The sequence below is a fragment of the Pantoea sp. UBA5035 genome (genome assembly GCF_002415245.1).
GTDB classification, from domain to species: Bacteria; Pseudomonadota; Gammaproteobacteria; order Enterobacterales; family Enterobacteriaceae; genus Pantoea; species Pantoea septica.
In genome coordinates this window covers 140,181-157,617 of the sequence record NZ_DICD01000015.1, presented here as the reverse complement: position 1 = coordinate 157,617, position 17,437 = coordinate 140,181, and the positions used below count along the sequence as shown (strand labels likewise).

Below are 17,437 nucleotides of genomic sequence, written 5' to 3'. Positions count from 1 at the left end.
TTTAATGATGAAGAGAATTGTTACCGCGTTAGTACTGACAGCCTTAGCCCTCCCGGCAATCGCAGCTCAATACGCTAAGCCGGGTGCTGTCTTAACGCTAAAGCCAATGAACGGTAATGCGGAGTTCAGCATCAACGCATCAACCAAAGATGGCTCAGAGACCTGCAACATGGACGGTACAGCACAACAAATAGCTGCTGGTGAGAATCAGAAACGCCGTTGGATCTGGAATGATAGTTCCAGCCAGTGTGTTGCTGTGCTCAGTGAAATGAATAATGGAAAATCCAGCGTAATGACTCGTGGTTGCGAAGGATACTGCGGGGCTTCGGCAGCAGGTGCAATGGATGGTCAATACAGCAAAAAATAATAAAACGGCACTTTGATTTGAAGGAAAACAACAAATGAAAATAAATATACTTCTGGCACTGATTGCAGCGGGTTCAATAGTAGGCTGCGGTGATAAGACACCAAAATGCAATAGCGATGACGCCAAGAATCTGGTCGTTGATATAGCACGGAAAACGATAGAGAAAAGCATGACACTGGATAAGGATGTGAGGATTTCTGTTGAAAATGTCAGAACAATAAGCCATGGATCAGGCCTTGATGTTTATCAGTGTGCGGCTGACTTAACATTCACAAAACCAGACCTGCAAAATTCCTTGCCAATTACATACCTGATTCAAAAAACTGATGAGGGTAAAGGACGATTCTATATAAATGTATCTGGCTTATAAAATTTTGTGCATTACTTCACTGCAACACAGAATAGTAAAATAAAAACAGGAGATAATCAAACACATTAAATATATGGGGGAGTGGCATCCCCCAACCCCACATTCAATGAAATCAAGAGTTACCGGTTCTGGATTTAATAAAATCATAATTATTCAAGCCCCAAACTTTAATTAACTGACCCAATGTACAAAGCAGTTCCTCTTTACCCTTCAAGCGAGGATTTGCTTGACAGTTCTCATTAACACATTGAATTTGAAAATTTTTACAACTATGTAGTAAACCGCATGACTCATCTCCATATTTAAATATTCTTATATATTGGTATAAGGTATAAAATAGGAAAAACTGTTCATCGCACCCCTTTGCAGCGATTGCATGTCCAACATAGCCATTTTCGTTAAATAGCAATGGCATACCAATTAATTTAATAATATCATTCAGATAATTAAAAGCCACTTCCTTTTCTAGAAACATCATCTCCGATATTGGCATCAAATCATCACTGCTGAAATTACTCATCGAATCCAATAAATATACCAAAGCATCATAGGCTTTATCAAAATCAGAATTCCCATCAAAAAAAACCTTAAAGTCTTTTTTTACTTCTTCTATTTGTCGGTTAAGAAGCATTTTCTTAGAATACTCCTTGAATTCTCCATCAGTATCTGTAGATCCACTTTCCAATATATCATAATCTTCCTGAACATAATAAACAGAATCACAGCACTCAGACAAACTCCTTTTATCCATGCTATTTATAGCACATCCTTTATCATTTAAACTATTTAGTATCTTATATAGCTCCTCCCCAGGAAACGGAGACTGGAGTGTTAGTTCGCATATCGCAACCAAAATATCATCATTAACCTCATATCCAAAAATAAAATCCGCCACGTCTTTTACTACTAAGTATGGTGTCTTAGGTGGTTCACCAACCGTTCCAAATAAATGCTTTTCAATAGTGAAGGCCATATATTCATAAATACATATAGCACCTACGTCCACTGTTATATTTGGAACCTGAATTGAATTACCTTGGGTAGTTAAATACGCATACTCCACTAAAAACCTGCTGGAGTACTTTAACCTTTCTGGCATCGGCGTAATTTCATCAAATAAAATATTATCACTAAATGGAGACAACGTCACCTTGCTTACACCATACTTGTCTGTTAGTATATTCAGACCTTTATTTTCACCATCGCCGTATAGTGAAATAATAATTGAATCAAAATTCTCGATAATTGTTGAAGAATCACTATTTTCTCCATAGTATGGGAAACATCTTACCCCCCCTTCATTCTCTTTATTGTTATAAATCCCATGAGTGAGATGCCCCACCCAAGCACCAATACAGCTCAGAATTGTCAAACCACTTACGGTAGAAATGTTTTGCAAGAAATGAATATACTCATGAACTAATGTTGAGTAGTCTTGTTCACTCATATTTATAAAGTCTGTAGCCGAGTTTACTGTTATTGTAAAGTATCCGGGAAGATACTGACCTAGGATTTCATCTCTCAATATTGCATCTTTCATTAATTGCTCCTTACTATATTTTTTTAATTGTTACATAAAATTCATGACAAATTTGATAGTTAATATTTCTCTATAATTTCCCATCTCATTTGTAGCCATCTAACCTGGCAAAATCACTGGTGTTGACGAGCATACAACTAGTCTCGCAGAGCCTCGAGTCATAGCGACATAAAGATGCCTTGCATCCATATCTTCGGGCGCAGTTATAATTGCCACCTCCCCTTTTAGACCTTTAAGGAGCAATGTACTGCCAATGACACGACGTGCCAGTGGTCGACTCTCATGACGATTGCGTTCACGCTCATTTACCGTGGCTTCTGCAAAAGTGCAGTCTCCGGCGGCAGCCGACTGTAAGGCGCGCAAACAGCAGCGCAAAACCTCAGGCCGATAGACCCGCGCATTTTCCTGGCGAGTCAGCTGTCGCAACGCCTCTGCCGCCAGCGTAAAACTCGGCCCCTCCGCAAAAGCCATTAAAGCTGCTTCTGCAATTGTCGGCGGGTTGCGGGCACGCCCTCTTCGTAGCGTCTCCAGGCGAGGTAACAATGCTGCGAGGCCAACCTGAGTCATGACGCCTGCGGCAAACTGCACCAGGCGCGTCAGCGCATCCGCAGCATCCATGTTAAACTCTGCACCAAAGTCAGTGAGGTCGATCAAATCGACGGCCTCGACAGTCGTCGCTCCCGGGGTCTGGCTGGCCATCTGCTGGCGCCCGCGGGTGTCGTAGCTGTTTCCAATCACCAGTACCTGCCCGTTCGCGGTGACCGCACGCGTCAGGGCGGCAGTAAGGCGCTGCTGAACAGCTGTTTCTGCCCGCAACGGTACCCAGGTCACCTCAGCAGGCACCTGGCGAAGGTCAATGGCGTTACCATTCAGCAACATTCGCCGGCAGTCCAGAAGCCAGCGACCGAGTTCCGGTGCCCCTGCGTTAGCCCAGCGCCATGGGTGGTTGAGTTCACCAATCAGTGGAAAGTGAGCGAGTACATGTGCGTCCCAGTCCACGAGCTGGTTACCCCGAAAGCCAAAAATGGCCTGCATTGGGTCACCCAGTACACAAGCAGGCAGCACCATTGATAACGCGGTTACCAGTGCATGTTGCACCAGGTTGCAGTCCTGGTATTCGTCCACGATGAGGTGAGCGTAACTGGCCAGCAGAACATCATTGAGATGTCCTGCCTGCAGCAACTGGCAGGCAGCCAGTCGTATAGCGGGATAGTCAGTTCCGCGATTGCGCAGTTGAAAGACCTCAGCGTTGAGCCCACTACGCGCCGGAAACATCGCCACTAGACGCATGGCAAATCCATCAATGGTGGCGAGACGGTAGGCCGCAGCAGAAACACCGGCGCGTTGCATACGCAGACGTAGTGTTGTCACACCCGCGTTGGTGTGCGTGAGGATAAGTACCGGCTTGGCTCCCATATGCAGGGCCAGGGTATCCGCGATGATTTGTGTTTTACCGCACCCGGCCGGGGCCGTAATCGTCCCTCGATGATATTCCAGCAGGTTGTAGTCAGGCGGCATGTGCCCACCCGTACAGCCGGTTAATTAGCGCCTGGAACCCGGCATCAGACGCGAGGAGATGAGGACCAAGGATATCGTCTGCCACATCCTCATACCGGGTCACCGATTTAAACCACCCGTTTCGTCGGTTACGCGCAGTGAGTCCCAGTAGTTGTCGTATTTCAGGAGAATAAGGAGCCCCAATCAGTTGCCGCTGGTGCCGGATATGGGAAAGCGTTACCTGACCGTTGGACTGCGTCTGGATATGTGCCGCCACCAGTTCCTCCTCCATAAGGTCAATGCCTCGCTGAAGCAGCGCGTCGACGCCTGCATCTGGCAGGCTCATAAACAGTTCATCCTCCAGCGCGCGACCGGCTCGCCATGTGATATGTTCTCCACCCGCGGCCTCGAAGGCCTCGACCGTCGCCGGGGTAGGCGGCTTATCCGCATCCACCAGAACCAGCACACGGTAGCCAAGTCGACGCAGTGCTAGCCCACGCACAAAACATCGGTCAGGCTCTCCTCCACCAACATTCACGAATGCGGTTCCTGCACTCAGCATGGAATTACCATTGAGGGCGGTCCAGTAATGATCCAGCCCACGGATCAGCCCCACCTCGCTCGCCCCTTCACAGACGATCACGCTACGCGCCAGAAAGGCTTCGGGGTCAGCCCGGACCGTACTTTGAATATCATCGGCAATGCCCACCGGCAGCACTAGGTGGGGAGCTATCGGGTGGCCCCGCACAACGAAGAGCTGGTTGCCATTAAGCTCACGCACGGCCACGGGAGAGTGTGTGGTCAGAAAAACCTGAAGTGGCGGCGGTGTTTCCCTGGCCCCCAGAGAGTTCAGTAACCGGGTAAGCCGATGCGGTTCGAGTCCGTATTCCACTTCATCGACCAGCGCCACGGAGGCCCGTTGCGCGGCAGCACGCTGCATTCCTGCCACCAGAAGACGGGACGACCCCGTACCAAGAGAACGCAGCGGCACACCGGCTGCGTTGTGCAGCGCAATTGCGCCATCGCCGATGGAAACCGCGTGAGCGTCCAGTAAGGCCTGAGCCCGACCACCGACCGGCACACCCAACTCATTGGCCTTCTGAGTAACTACGTCCAGCGTTGCCGCGAGTTGTACCGCTGCCTGACCACCGAAATTGTTTCGGGCCTGACGCGCAGAATTTGACAGTTCAGCCCCCAGATTAGGGCGCTCCTCCGTGAGCCGATTAAGCACAGATCCGCGTGCCCAGGACAAATTTGAGCTTGCATAGGTGCCAAGTCTCGCCGGTGCGATGAGCAGCCGATCTTTCCAGGCCAGATTGCGTTCCTGACCTAGCGCTTCGGCACGCTGAGACACCAGCGTCCAGTTGGGCTCCAGTTCACTGTCGACACTAAGCCGCAGACACAAAACCGTTTCCAGCCCGAGCTGGGGCTCTTCCTGAATCTGCCCCGTCGCTCTGTTGAACGCCTGCAAATAATTGCCGTAGGTTTCCATTGTCTTCAGCGCATCCGGCAATGACCCCAGGGTCAGGGTAATGCTGATGGGCTGAGTCACATCGAGACCAAAAAAATCGGTGTCGCTGAAACTGACATTACGCCGCGCCCCTAGGCACAAATCTATAGCGTCAAGAATGGTGGTCTTGCCACTGTCCCCAGGGCCAATGAGGCAGTTGATCCCTGGCGAAGGCTGCCAGGTCAGCAAACGAATAGATCGGAAGTTCTGGATTTCAACTTTACAAACTCTGACCACGGTACTCTCCCTCTTTTATTATTTTTGTCCACTCGCCTGTCGTGAAGATAACTACAAATGCGCAGCCAGTGCACCGACACGGATAAAAGTAACGCTCCCGAATTTCTTAATCAATGATATATAGCCTGTTTTACTGACATATCTGACAGCGGGTGGATTTCCTTCAATTTATTGATGTAACACCATACGAACTACATCTGCCTCCACCAGAATATGAGGTGAAATTGTTGCACACCGATTAATCCGGGTGTTCCGGTCAAACTTTTGGTAGCCATGCTTAAATTCCATTGCGCACGCTGATATGTAAATCTGGGGTATTTCTAACAAGTAACTTAAGAAACAAAAATGCAGGCAAACGAAGAAAAATCTACGCCGGATGTTCTGGACTCTGCCCAGTTGGTACGTATTGAAGCCGTACACCGGGGATTCCTTTATCAACACCTGTATGCCGTTGGTTGCTTGCTGCTGGCACAGAAAGCCAGCATGGATACAGTGACCGTGGAGCTTGATGAGGATATTGAGCTGAACTCCAGGCAGGAGCGCATTTACGTTCAGGTTAAAACCCGCCTGAACCCCATCATTCCTAGTGATGTGTCTGACGCACTGGCGCGGTTTGCCGATCTGCGTAACGAACACACTGATGGGCGCCGACAGGGAAGCGCGTCGTTCATTATCGTCGCCAACCAGGCGCCAGGTCCGCACCTGCAGAAGATGACTGAGGATATGACGCTTCCTGCGGATGTCCGTTTTGTCTGGCCCCAGTCAAACGCTGAGCGCCATCCCGCACTTCCCCCTGCCTGGGACACCGTGGCTGAAGCGGCAGCCTGGTGCATCACGCAAGCAGAGCAACTGAACTTTTCGTTATTGTCGCCAGAATCCCTGATCTGGAAGCTGGCCGGTCTGGTCCAGCTCGCTGCCTCCGGAGGCGATGCCAGCGGACAGCATGCTTTTTATACAAAGGACCTTCCTGCCCTCTTCGAGCAGTTGATTGTTCAGTTACAGGACTTCCCTGCACCGCCGGCACTCTACCGACCACTACGAGAGGAACCCTCTTTTGTGTCGGATGAGCGGGTGCGCATCATTTGCGGCTTGTCCGGTGCAGGTAAAACAGCGTGGGCAGCCCAAGCCGCCCAGCACAGTAGCCAGGTGTGTGCGTATTACGACGCCGGCGACCTTCCGGGTCCTGCACTTGCCAGTACGCTGGTTCGTGAGCTGGCAGCCAGGTTTGCGACTCAGGAGCAAGGTGGCCTGCGCAGAATACTGCTTCCTGGAGCCAGTGGCGTTGAAGCACTGAGAACGTTCGACACCTTCTTGCGGCAACGGAACGACAGCCTGCTGCTGGTTCTGGATAACGCACATCGTATTCCCGTAGAGAATTTGCGGGATGTTTTACATGCCACAACTTGCATCCATTTTGTGCTGCTATGCCAGCCTCATGACAATGTCCGGCAACTGGAGGCCATGACCGGATTTCAGCGTGAATCGTTACAGGGATGGGATATCGACACAGTGGCCGCCGCAGTGACCGACCTCGGTGGTTTCGCCAGTGCGCTGGGATATGAGCAGCTACGAAGCTATACCGGAGGATTGCCGCTGTATGTCGAAAGTGCGGCGAGAGTTGCTGCAGACGAATACAAAGGGGATATAGACACGCTGTGCGCTGAACTGCGACAACAAGAAAACAGCACGGAAACCGCGCAGGAAGTCATTCTCAGCCGTGTCTATCAGGGGTTTGAACCACTGGTCCAGAACGCCCTGGCGTTGTTCAGTCTGTCCGATGTGGGACTGAGCCGTGATGAGGTTTCAGAGTACCTTGCCCGCTCATTGAATATCCCTTCAAGCGGAGCGGCCACCCTTATTAAAAAAATGCGGGCCACCGGAACAATTGAAAACTATGGCAACCAGACATTAAAGGTACATGACGCTGTCAGGGCGCTGGGGCTGCAGCACCTGATCATGATGGACGCGGATATCGTAAATAACGCGTTACTGACGTTAAAAGATCTTTTGATTGAGAGCCTTCACCAGGCACGTGACACTTCGCGATTTTCTCTCCTGACGCAGATCTACATCAAACTTAACGACGTCATGACACTTATCGATCTGTCCGGCGAAGAGCTATTTTATGAGATGGGCATTACTGTCGACATTATGGAAAGCCTGAAAAAGGCAACGGCTTCGAACTCACTGGCGCCGGTTCATAAGTTCTGGGCACTCGATGGCCTGGTTTTTTCCGAGCTTAAAGACGGCGTTTCTGAACAAATCGCCCAATGGCTGGATGCGATGAAAGCCTTGCTTACAGAACATGAGTTTGGCTACCGGGAACGCACGGCCTATACAATGAAGCGGATGCTTTTCTTATCCGGAAAGGGCGACCATTCCCAAGTACAAAAATTGGCTGAAGACGCCCGCCCCGGACTTCCGGATGAGGAGCATGCGCGTATTTTTGACTATAGCCATGCTATCGCGCTCTGGAGATTAAAAAAACACAAGCAAGCAGAAACGCTGTGCCGGAGCGTGGTGGATCGCTATTACGCGTTATTTGGTATTACCCCACGGGATGTCATGGGTAAAAACTCGGATGTGCTGTGGACAATCATCAACCAGCCTGAAAATGTTCACGAGCACATCAAACACCTGGCCGATGCCCTGGAGTTACTCGCCAGAATTAATGACGCGCAGGGAAAAGTGTCACCGTTTGTGCGTATTCACGCGATGAAATTTTACAACATGACCGCAGCCCCCGAATCTTTAGTCCGGGTAGGACAGGATCTGGCGGACGAATTTGTCGCAAGAAAGGACTATGTCGGTGCCAGAGAGGTGATGGAGCAACACGTCCTGCCCGTAGTCAATGAAGCCGGTCTGGTACAGCGGCTGGTTCAGGTCCGGAGCCAGTACGCTGTCATTCTGGCACTCGTCGGGGAACATGGGCAGGCGGAAGCAGAAATGCGCCGAATCGAACCCTATTTTGAGGGGTTAACGGGGGGGCAGCGCCAGGAGTTTGAGGACCAGTCGAACTATATTGCCCAGCTTGCTTACAAGGCGGCAAAATCCGAAATTACTCGATTTTTCGGGGGGGTAGGCAGAAATGAACCTTGCCCCTGCGGGTCGGGAGTAAAGTATAAAAAATGTCATGGAGCCTGAGCGCTGGCTTCGCTATGTTGGACGTGGCCTGGCAGTTTCCAGAAAACGGCCGGGATCTAAGTCCACGGGAGCCATATCAGGATGCTGTCCACATCGTGCAACCGAGCGCTTTTTATTGGTATTGCCGTTGACTCTCTTAAAGCACATCGTCGTGCGTGGGGACAGTATATGGCCTATGAAAACAGGCCATATTCACCTAGGAGGGAGAAAATACGCGAGTGCGCACTAAAACACGCTATCGTAGCGCTGACCTTTAGTTGCAACTACATTGATGCTGCTCTTGCCTGCCATTGCCGTGCAAGACTGGGGCATAATTTCAGCGAAACGATGGTCTATGAAACACGCCTTCAGGTTCTGGGATTCAATGACGTACAGTTACTTAAAGATGTAAAAAAGATCCATATCGCTTTACGTGAACTCGAACGCGAAAAAGAGCTGGAATTACATCATAAACCCAATAAGCTGTATGCAAAGCAGAACGAAGTTAAAAACTCTGTTGCAACTGCTACCAGAGTTCGCAGCCTGTTACAGGACTGAGATTTTTATCAGACCGAAAAACAATATTAATTTCCAGAACACACAACAACACCGAAGTCCCAGAACAATGCAGCAGGAGAGCATTTTTTATTGCGGAGCATCTCTGGTGACATATTCCTATCCCTGTATATTTAACTATAAATAAATGATGACAACGATTCCCGATTTTACAGCAAAAGGGTACCTTCCTGAGGGTACGCACCGCTGTTCAGCACAGCAGTTTATTGATCGCTTTTGCCTGGTTAATGAGAAGCGGCAGCTTCTGAAAAAAGCATTTATCGATATTCTGGACTTTGCAAACGCGCGTAATGCCTTATTTGTGCTGGTCGGTGGCTCCTACGTAACCGACAAAAAAGACCCTAATGATCTGGATGTCGTGATCGTGCTGCGAAGTAAAGATCACATCCCGACAAGGCCAGAACGTCTGCTTTTAGAAGGTAAACGCACTGACATAATGTTCTGCTCGGCAGACGATCCCATTCTTACAGCCTCGTTTTTAAAACTGCTGTCTTACGAGCGATTCGGGAGTGGCGTGGGAGTGATACAGATAAGCCTTAATCACCCGGACGAACCTTGGACAACCCATCATGAACCTGATGACGATACCTATGAAGTTATCAAAAGAGCCTACTTCAACCGGCATCTGGTCGATTTAAATGAAGCCCCGGGCGTGCTGGTCACTATTCACGGGCTCATGACTCACGCTGAATGGAACGCTAATCTGATCCCTATTGCGAGTAGCCAGGGCTGGATTGTCGCACCTTATATCTACGGCTATACCACTCCAGACATTCTGCTGAACAAGGGAAAAAGGAAAGAAGCAGTGGATGCCTTTAGGGACTGGATTTATTCAGTTCAAAGAGATTATTGCCAGAACGGTGAGCAGATTTCGATCATTGCACATTCCTTCGGTACCTATCTGATCGGCGCTTACCTTGACGGCTTCGAGGAGTTTACTCCAGTACATTTCAACACGATTATCCTCACCGGCAGTATTCTGAACGAAAACTATGACTGGGAAAGTTGTGTCGGCAGCAAAGTCGCGCGAGTCAGAAATGAAATAGCGCCTAATGACCAATGGGTAAGCTGGATGCCGAGAAAACCAGCCGAATGGGTGGGACTGGATCCACTTTTTGGCCAAGCTGGAACTAACGGCTTTACCTCAGCGAGCCATATTCTCACTCAGCCCAGCAACAAAATCTTCGACCACAACAATGTAATCAAAAAAGACGTCATCACATCAATGTGGATGCCCTTTCTGAACAGCAATAAGTATGCGAGTGAGGAAGAGGGGTTTAAGCGTCATCTCGCCACATTAACGAATAAGAAACCCTGAAAGCGCTGCAGTGGATAAGGCAAGAATCTGAAAACGCCAGAACCGGCAAGCGGCATGTGACTTCATCTGGAGGGGCTGTCTGCCTCACGTATATTGAGCATTCTGAGTTGAGGGCGGTATGTCGACAAATCAGTTTTATGAACTCTATCGCCAGCTCGCTGCATTACGAACCGATGCCGGCAATTGCCATTCTGTTATCGCGGAACTGACCCTGCTTTGTCGCGAAACCATCAGGGCCTCGTCTCCTGAAGAGTGTCTTCGCGCCGCAGATAACTGCCTGCATGAAATCGGTCAGTCTGCTCCGCTTTTTGCAGTCGCCCTCTCCTGCTGGCTGACCGATAAAGCGCTTAATGGACTGGCGAAAGTCCTCGCGCATGAGGCAAGCGTGTGCCACCTTCAAGCAGCGACCCCACAGGCGTACGACCTTTCCTCCGTCGATGAGTCACGCGCCATACTGGCGGCGTCCCGGCTCTGCGCCCTGCATGTTTCCCCCGCCGTCTCACTCGGCTGGGCTTTAAGCCTGGCAATCGCTTACCCAGCCAGCGTCACGGCACTCAATGCAGCCAGGGCACTCCTGCAGCATCACATGGAAGAGTATCCCTGGACCACGCAGCGACTGCTTGCCAGCCCTGAATCCCCGTTTATCTCGCTTGAACTGGCGCAAAACGCCCTGGCACAGATGGAACAACAGCAAAACCATCTTAACGGACTACCGGCGCTTCGTGAGCTCGCGATGACGCCTGAAATGCGTCTAATGTATGCCAGTCTGAAACGCAGTGAGAACCGGGAGATTCAACGACACTCGGAAGAGCACTCCATTTTTGGTCAGTTCTTCACAAAGCAACATTTCAAATACGCCAACAAAACCGCAGTAGAGTTTTCCGTGGGTGACGATGTAAAAGAAACCACGCTGGAAATGATGCCCTTTCAGATTGAAGTTGAGTTGCCCCTCACCTGGCGCACCGATCCACTTTCATGTGACCGGACCAGAAACAGACTGTGGAAAGGAGAGCTGGAATGAGTATTCAGCTGGTTCTCTCCCATTACCTGGCGGGCCTGCGTGAGCGCAATGAGCTCGATGTACTGCTGCCAGAACTGCTTAAGGCCATGGGGCACAATGTGCTCAGTCGCCCACAGATTGGCCCCGCACAGGCTGGTGTTGACGTGCTGTCGACCAAAGCGGGTGCCGACGGGGTTGATGAGGTTTTTGTCTTTATCATCAAATTCGGCAACGTCGGACGGGCCGATTTTTACGGTGGGCCGCAGTCTATCGATCCCTCTATCCGGGAGGCCTGCAATGACTTCCTCAGAAATCGTTTACCGGAACCGCTCAAGCCGCTGCATAAACGAATCGTCTTGGTATCCAATGGCGTACTGCTACAAGAAGCCCAGGCCGGTTTTTCAGCCCTGACGGAAGACATCGCAACACGTCCGCTTTGCAGTCTTGAATTCTGGGGCACCGATCAGATCACACCATGGATAGAGCAGTACCTCTTCGATGACACATTACTGCTGGCACGGGGAAAATCTGACCTCCGCGCGGCTCTGGCCGGCCTTGAAGAGTCAAGCTCGGCGATAAGCCGGTTTATCCGCTTTGTTGATGCCTGTTTTGAAATACAGGCCGAGGAGTCAGAACAAAGCGCAGAAACACGAAATAAGAAGTTTTTAAGGCGATGTGCCGCAGCGTCGATGGGCTGGGCGGTCCTGCTGGTCTGGGGAAAAAGCGAAGACAATTTAAAACCTGGGGTCGTTAGCGGTGAATACCTGATACTGCGTATGTGGGCCGAGGCGGCAAAACTGGAATTGTATGCCGACCACGCCTTTATTGACCGATTTGAAACCCTAGTTACGCTGCATATACAAGCTCTGGTGGACTATTTTGAAAAAATAATGCCTACCCTGGAGTCACCACGAGCCGTCCTCCGCTGGCGCCCGGATCGCGTCTTCTACCTGGAGCTTATGTTTGAGGAGCTAGGACGCCTGTCTACCCTCTTACTATTACTCCAGCAAAAATCTGGAAATGAGGCGCTTCGCACGACGATCCGCAACGCCATCATTCATCTGCTCAATCAGCATTCGGGGGTACTACTTCCCCTTTATGACGGGCATAGCATCGACCTTACCCTGCTCTTCTGCGCGCTGATGGGCGAGTCAGACTGGGCCAATACGCGGATTATCGCAGGAGAAGTTGTGGCCCGGCTTCACCATGCTCTGAGAACAGGATGTTATCTGCCGGTCGACACCGACTCGCTGGAAGATGCTATTGCCCTCGACAGAAACAAGGCTGAGAGTCGTGATTTCTTCCAGACATCAACGTTGGTGCCAGCACTCGCGACTGTGACGTCATTACTGAGTGATGAAGAAACCTTCCAAGCACTGCGGGATAAGATCCTTCCTCTAATGAAGGGGGTAACACTTGAGCGCTGGTTTCCTACAGCACGACTCGAAACACTAAGCGGCTCGTCACAGGGCATTTATTGCGTTGGGATATCCAAGGCATTGTCTGGCCTAAGGCCTTCAGCAAGGGAAGAAGGCGAGGCGTCCATTAAAATCTTTGACGGTGCCGCAGCCTCATCTGACTTTAGATGGTATGGAAATTGGCAAATCCTGATCGCGTTGTCAGCCCGACTGTATCGGCATCCCTTACCCACCTGGTTTATCCGTGAGTATTGCAACCCAGAGCATCCCGCACAGTGAATGCCGGAATCATTCTCCGACCTGAAAAAAGGCGAACGGATGCGCCATTGCGACATGCTCTTTGTGCACTTATTCTGACAGGAATGTTCCCAATGAGAGAAGGTGGGTTTCGACAGCATGCAAACGAAGTTCAGTTGTTTGTAATCTGGGTTGGCTATATGTCGTTTTCACCGTTGCAAGACTAAACTAATGACCTAATTCTGTTGTCCTGAAAAATTTAAGGCGTTAATAGGAGTCGAACCTATGACCTTCGCATTACTAATGCGAGCAAATTCCAAAATGAGTACAATGATGAGTACACGTAAAAAAATTAATAAAATAAAATATACAATTCAATAGCATAACTTTGAAATCACTATTCAACGTCTAACTCGCGGTTGTCTGATGAGGGGCCAGCGCCTCTCATAACAAACCGCTCGGTTTTAAAATCCACGCCTGTGCGTGGATTTTTTATGCCCCGAAAAGGCACCCTTTATTTCCCGCTCTCGGACAGCCTCTCTAAACAGACTTTTCATAAAAAAACGCCTGATTCTCACCCTCCTGACTAACGCGTTTGATTCCCTACATTCATGAAACAGCATGTCTACTCCCAAAGGGGCGATGTGCGCTGAGGCTATTCTGAATGCCATTTGTGCTTATCCCTTGCAAGACATTGTTCGCACCGCTGTTTCGCGTCATATTGCCTGCTTCAATAGCATGCTGTAACTAATAAAGTTATACGGTATTCCGCGTTCACCACGCTCCAGCCCTCTCCCCCGCTGTATATTTTCCGTACTAAACACAGGCACTTTTCGCCCGCCCGACATGCGCTAGCCAACGGCTCCACCCGCTTCGTGCTAAAACCCTTTGCAAAGCCCCACAGAAAGGGATAATACCCCACCGCTTTCCGACAAAGGACCGACGATGCGCGACACTCCGCAAGGCAACCTGACCCGCAAAAAACATATGAAGCTCAGCACGCTGGTGACGCTGATGATCGGCGCGGTAGTGACCTTCGTGCTGCTCAGCGTGCATCTGCTCTACTTCTTTCAGATCGGCAACGCCACGCAGAAGCAGCTGGAAGACAAGGCGATGGCCGTGGCGCGCACGCTGGCGGACGTGCCTGCTATTCAGCAAGCGCTGAGCGGGCCGCCGGACAGCGGCATTATCCAGCCCATCGCCCGCGCGGCGCAGCAGCACAACAATCTGCTGTTCGTGGTAGTGACCAATATGCAGGGCATCCGCTACTCCCATCTTAATCCGGCGCTGATCGGCCAGCACTTTATCGGCGACGACATCAATCCGGCGCTACAGGGCAAAGAGAACGTCTCGGTGAATCGCGGCTCGCTGGCGGAGGCGCTGCGCGTCTTTACGCCGGTCTATAACGCGCAGCAGCAGCAGATCGGCGTGGTGTCGATAGGCATCTCGCTGGAGGCGGTCAGCGATCAGATCAACCAGAGCCGCTGGAGCATTATCTGGACCATCCTGATCGGCGCGCTGGCGGGCGCGCTGGGCACGCTGGCGCTGGTAAAAACCCTGAAGCGCATCCTCTTCGGACTCGAACCCTGGGAGATCTCCTCGCTGTTTGAGCAGCGCCAGGCGATTCTGCACTCGGTCAAAGAGGGCGTCATCGCGGTGGACGCTCATGCAGAGGTGTCGCTGATCAACGAGGCGGCGAAAAAGCTGCTGACAGAGGAGAGCTCCGGCAGCATGGAGGACGCCAGCGTTATTCACGCTCAGCTGCAGGAGACGCTGGCCACCGGCCGGGCGCGGCGCGACGAAGAGCTGAATATCAACGGCCATGTGCTGCTGAGCAACACCGTGCCGGTCTACAGCCAGCAGCGGCTTATCGGCGCGGTCTGCACCTTCAGGGATAAAACCGAAATCACGCGGCTGCTGCAGCGCCTGAGCGGCATGGTAAACTACGTCGACGCGCTGCGTGAGCGCTCGCATGAGTTTATGAATAAGCTGCACGTGATCCTTGGCCTGCTGCACATGAAAAACTATGCGCAGGTCGAAGCCTATATTTTAAAAACGGCGAACAACTACCAGACCGAAATCGGTTCGCTGCTCGACAAAATCAAGTCGCCGGTGATCGCCGGCTTCCTGCTGAGTAAAATCAATCGCGCCTCGGACAGCGGCCATCGCCTGACGCTGAGCGACGCCAGCTTCCTGCCCGATATCGGCAACGAGCAGCAGATCGCCGTGCTGATCACCGTGCTCGGCAATCTGATCGAGAACGCGCTTGACGCGCTGGGCAGTGAACACAACGGCGATATCCACGTGATGCTGCACTACCAGAACGGCTGGCTGGCGTGCGAAGTCAGCGACGATGGGCCAGGCATCCCGACCGACCAGCTGGATGCTATCTTTGACAAAGGCTTTTCAACCAAAGGCGAGGATCGCGGCGTCGGGCTTTATCTGCTGAAGCAGCAGACGGAAAGCCTTGGCGGCAGCGTCAGTGTGGAGTCGGAACCCGGCGTGTTTACCCAATTTTTTGTACAACTTCCCTGGGATGGAGGCAACAAAACCGCATGATCAATGTGTTAGTGGTCGATGATGACGCTATGGTCGCCGAGCTGAATCGCGTTTACGTCGGGCAGGTGCCGGGCTTTCACTGCGTCGGCACGGCGTCGACGCTGCAGCAGGCGAAAGAGATGATCCTTCACAGCGAACCCGCCGTGGATCTGGTGCTGCTCGATATCTATCTGCAGCATGAGAACGGGCTGGATCTGCTGCCGGAGCTGCGCGAGGCGAAGCAGCCTGTTGAGGTGATCATTATTTCATCCGCCGCCGACGCTGCCACCATCAAAACCTCGCTGCACTACGGCGTGGTGGATTATCTGATCAAACCCTTCCAGTTCCCGCGTTTTGAAGAGGCGCTCAACAACTGGCGGCAGAAGAAGTCGCTGATGGATAACCATCTTTACTACCAGCAGGCGGAAGTCGACCAGTTGATCCACGGCAATCCGCCCACCACCAACGACAGCAAACGGCTGCCGAAAGGCCTGACCCCGCAGACGCTGCGCACCCTCTGCCAGTGGATCGACGCCCATCCCGGCAGCGAATTCTCTACCGACGAGCTGGCGGCGGAGGTGAATATCTCGCGCGTCTCCTGCCGCAAATACCTGATCTGGCTGGCGCAGATCAATATTCTCTTCACCAGCATTCACTACGGCGCGACCGGCCGTCCGGTCTATCGCTACCGCCTGCAGCCGGAATACCACTCGCTGCTCAGGCAGTACTGTCAGTAGTCAGCTGATAGCGACGGTCATGCAGACGAAACGTGAACTGACGCGACGAGGAACAGATCACCTGCTGGTCGCGGGTAACGAAAATCGCTTCGATGTGCGGCGCGTCGCGCAGCGCCGTAAGGCTCTGCTCAACGCCCAGCCCGTAGAGCAGCGTGGTGTAGATGTCGCCATCTATCGAGCGGTCGGAAATCACCGTGACGCTCAGCAGCTCGTTGTCGAGCGGATAGCCGCTGCGCGCGTCGAGGATGTGATGATAGAGGCGGCCGTCCAGCTCGAAGTAACGTTCGTAGACCCCCGAGGTCACCACCGATTTCCCCGCTACCTCAATCACGCCGATTAATTCGTCAGCCTGGCCGAACGGGGTTTTCAGCCCCACCGACCAGCCGGCGGCCTGCGGCGGCGCGCCGAGCGTCTGCACATTGCCGCCCAGGTTAATCAGCGCCCTTTCCACGCCCTGCTGGCGCAGAAAGCTGCGAACCAGGTCGGCGATATAGCCTTTGGCGATGGCGCCCAGATCGATCTCCATGCCTGGCTGGCGCAGAAACACGCTGCGCCGCTCGGGATCCAGCACGACCTCGCGCGGATCGGTCAGCGCCATCAGCTTTTCCAGATCGCCCTGCGGCGGCACGCTGCGTCCCTGAAAGCCGATCTTCCAGCGCTTGACCAGCGGTCCGATAGTGAAATTGAACAGGCTGTGCGGCAGCAGACTCACCTGATGCGCGCACTGAATGAGATCGAACACTTCACGGCTGACGCAGACCGGCTCTTTGCCTGCAGCGTGGTTAATCGCCATCACCTCGGAGTGGGCGCGATTGACGGTGAGGATATTTTCCTGATAGCGGATAAGGCGGAAGACCTGCGCGGCCAGCGCCGCATTATCGTCAAAGAGCTTAAGAAGAATGGGCGAACCCATCAGTACTGCGGAATAGGCGTAAACGCCTTCGTCGGCTGACATACTCGCCTCGGCTG

At 51.9% G+C, this 17,437-nt stretch carries 13 protein-coding genes; 9 read left to right on the top strand and 4 right to left on the bottom strand.

Translation table 11 applies throughout. The annotated features are described in order from the left end of the window. Positions 1-7: 7 nt before the first annotated feature. On the top strand, positions 8-367 hold the full coding sequence (locus tag B3229_RS12205; protein WP_286871368.1) for an acyl-CoA dehydrogenase: 360 nt from the start codon (positions 8-10) through the stop codon (positions 365-367). 34 nt (positions 368-401) lie between these two features. Beyond that, positions 402-737, top strand: coding sequence for a hypothetical protein (locus tag B3229_RS12200; protein WP_286871031.1), 336 nt, complete (start codon positions 402-404; stop codon positions 735-737). A 112-nt stretch (positions 738-849) separates the two neighbouring features. Here the strand turns inward: B3229_RS12200 and B3229_RS12195 are convergent, their stop codons facing one another. From B3229_RS12195 to B3229_RS12185, 3 genes are all read right to left on the bottom strand, one after another. Further along, complete coding sequence (locus B3229_RS12195; protein ID WP_286871029.1) at positions 850-2,277, bottom strand: hypothetical protein; 1,428 nt, start codon at positions 2,275-2,277, stop codon at positions 850-852. A gap of 99 nt (positions 2,278-2,376) precedes the next feature. Next, entirely contained in the window at positions 2,377-3,795 is a 1,419-nt protein-coding gene (locus B3229_RS12190; protein WP_286871027.1) for a UvrD-helicase domain-containing protein, read from the bottom strand. Next, on the bottom strand, positions 3,785-5,521 hold the full coding sequence (locus B3229_RS12185) for an ATP-dependent nuclease (protein ID WP_286871026.1): 1,737 nt from the start codon (positions 5,519-5,521) through the stop codon (positions 3,785-3,787). Before B3229_RS12185 ends, B3229_RS12190 begins: the two co-directional genes overlap by 11 nt. Before the next feature lie 345 nt (positions 5,522-5,866). Between B3229_RS12185 and B3229_RS12180 the strand changes: the two genes are divergently transcribed. From B3229_RS12180 to dcuR, 7 genes are all read left to right on the top strand, one after another. Continuing rightward, the gene (locus B3229_RS12180) at positions 5,867-8,665 is read left to right on the top strand and encodes an SEC-C metal-binding domain-containing protein (RefSeq protein ID WP_286871024.1); all 2,799 of its coding nucleotides are present in this window, start codon (positions 5,867-5,869) and stop codon (positions 8,663-8,665) included. 81 nt (positions 8,666-8,746) lie between these two features. Then, the gene (locus tag B3229_RS12175; protein ID WP_286871023.1) at positions 8,747-9,202 is read left to right on the top strand and encodes a hypothetical protein; all 456 of its coding nucleotides are present in this window, start codon (positions 8,747-8,749) and stop codon (positions 9,200-9,202) included. A 145-nt stretch (positions 9,203-9,347) separates the two neighbouring features. Next, positions 9,348-10,538 carry a DUF6932 family protein gene (locus B3229_RS12170; RefSeq protein ID WP_286871021.1) on the top strand — a complete coding sequence of 397 codons (1,191 nt, stop codon included), beginning with the start codon at positions 9,348-9,350 and terminating at the stop codon, positions 10,536-10,538. Between the two features lie 118 nt (positions 10,539-10,656). Beyond that, a complete protein-coding gene (locus B3229_RS12165; protein ID WP_286871019.1) occupies positions 10,657-11,559 on the top strand; it encodes a hypothetical protein in 903 nt (300 codons plus the stop codon). Beyond that, complete coding sequence (locus tag B3229_RS12160; protein ID WP_286871017.1) at positions 11,556-13,235, top strand: hypothetical protein; 1,680 nt, start codon at positions 11,556-11,558, stop codon at positions 13,233-13,235. The genes B3229_RS12165 and B3229_RS12160 overlap by 4 nt, the downstream gene beginning before the upstream one ends. Positions 13,236-14,138: 903 nt before the next feature. Continuing rightward, positions 14,139-15,752 (top strand): sensor histidine kinase, encoded by a 1,614-nt coding sequence (locus tag B3229_RS12155; protein WP_048786410.1) that lies wholly within the window; start codon positions 14,139-14,141, stop codon positions 15,750-15,752. Next, complete coding sequence (gene dcuR, locus B3229_RS12150) at positions 15,749-16,468, top strand: two-component system response regulator DcuR (protein WP_048786413.1); 720 nt, start codon at positions 15,749-15,751, stop codon at positions 16,466-16,468. Before B3229_RS12155 ends, dcuR begins: the two co-directional genes overlap by 4 nt. Here the strand turns inward: dcuR and B3229_RS12145 are convergent. Then, positions 16,449-17,423: an FAD:protein FMN transferase gene (locus B3229_RS12145; RefSeq protein WP_286871015.1), complete on the bottom strand. Its 975-nt coding sequence runs from the start codon at positions 17,421-17,423 to the stop codon at positions 16,449-16,451. The genes dcuR and B3229_RS12145 overlap by 20 nt on opposite strands. Between the last annotated feature and the right edge of the window lie 14 nt (positions 17,424-17,437).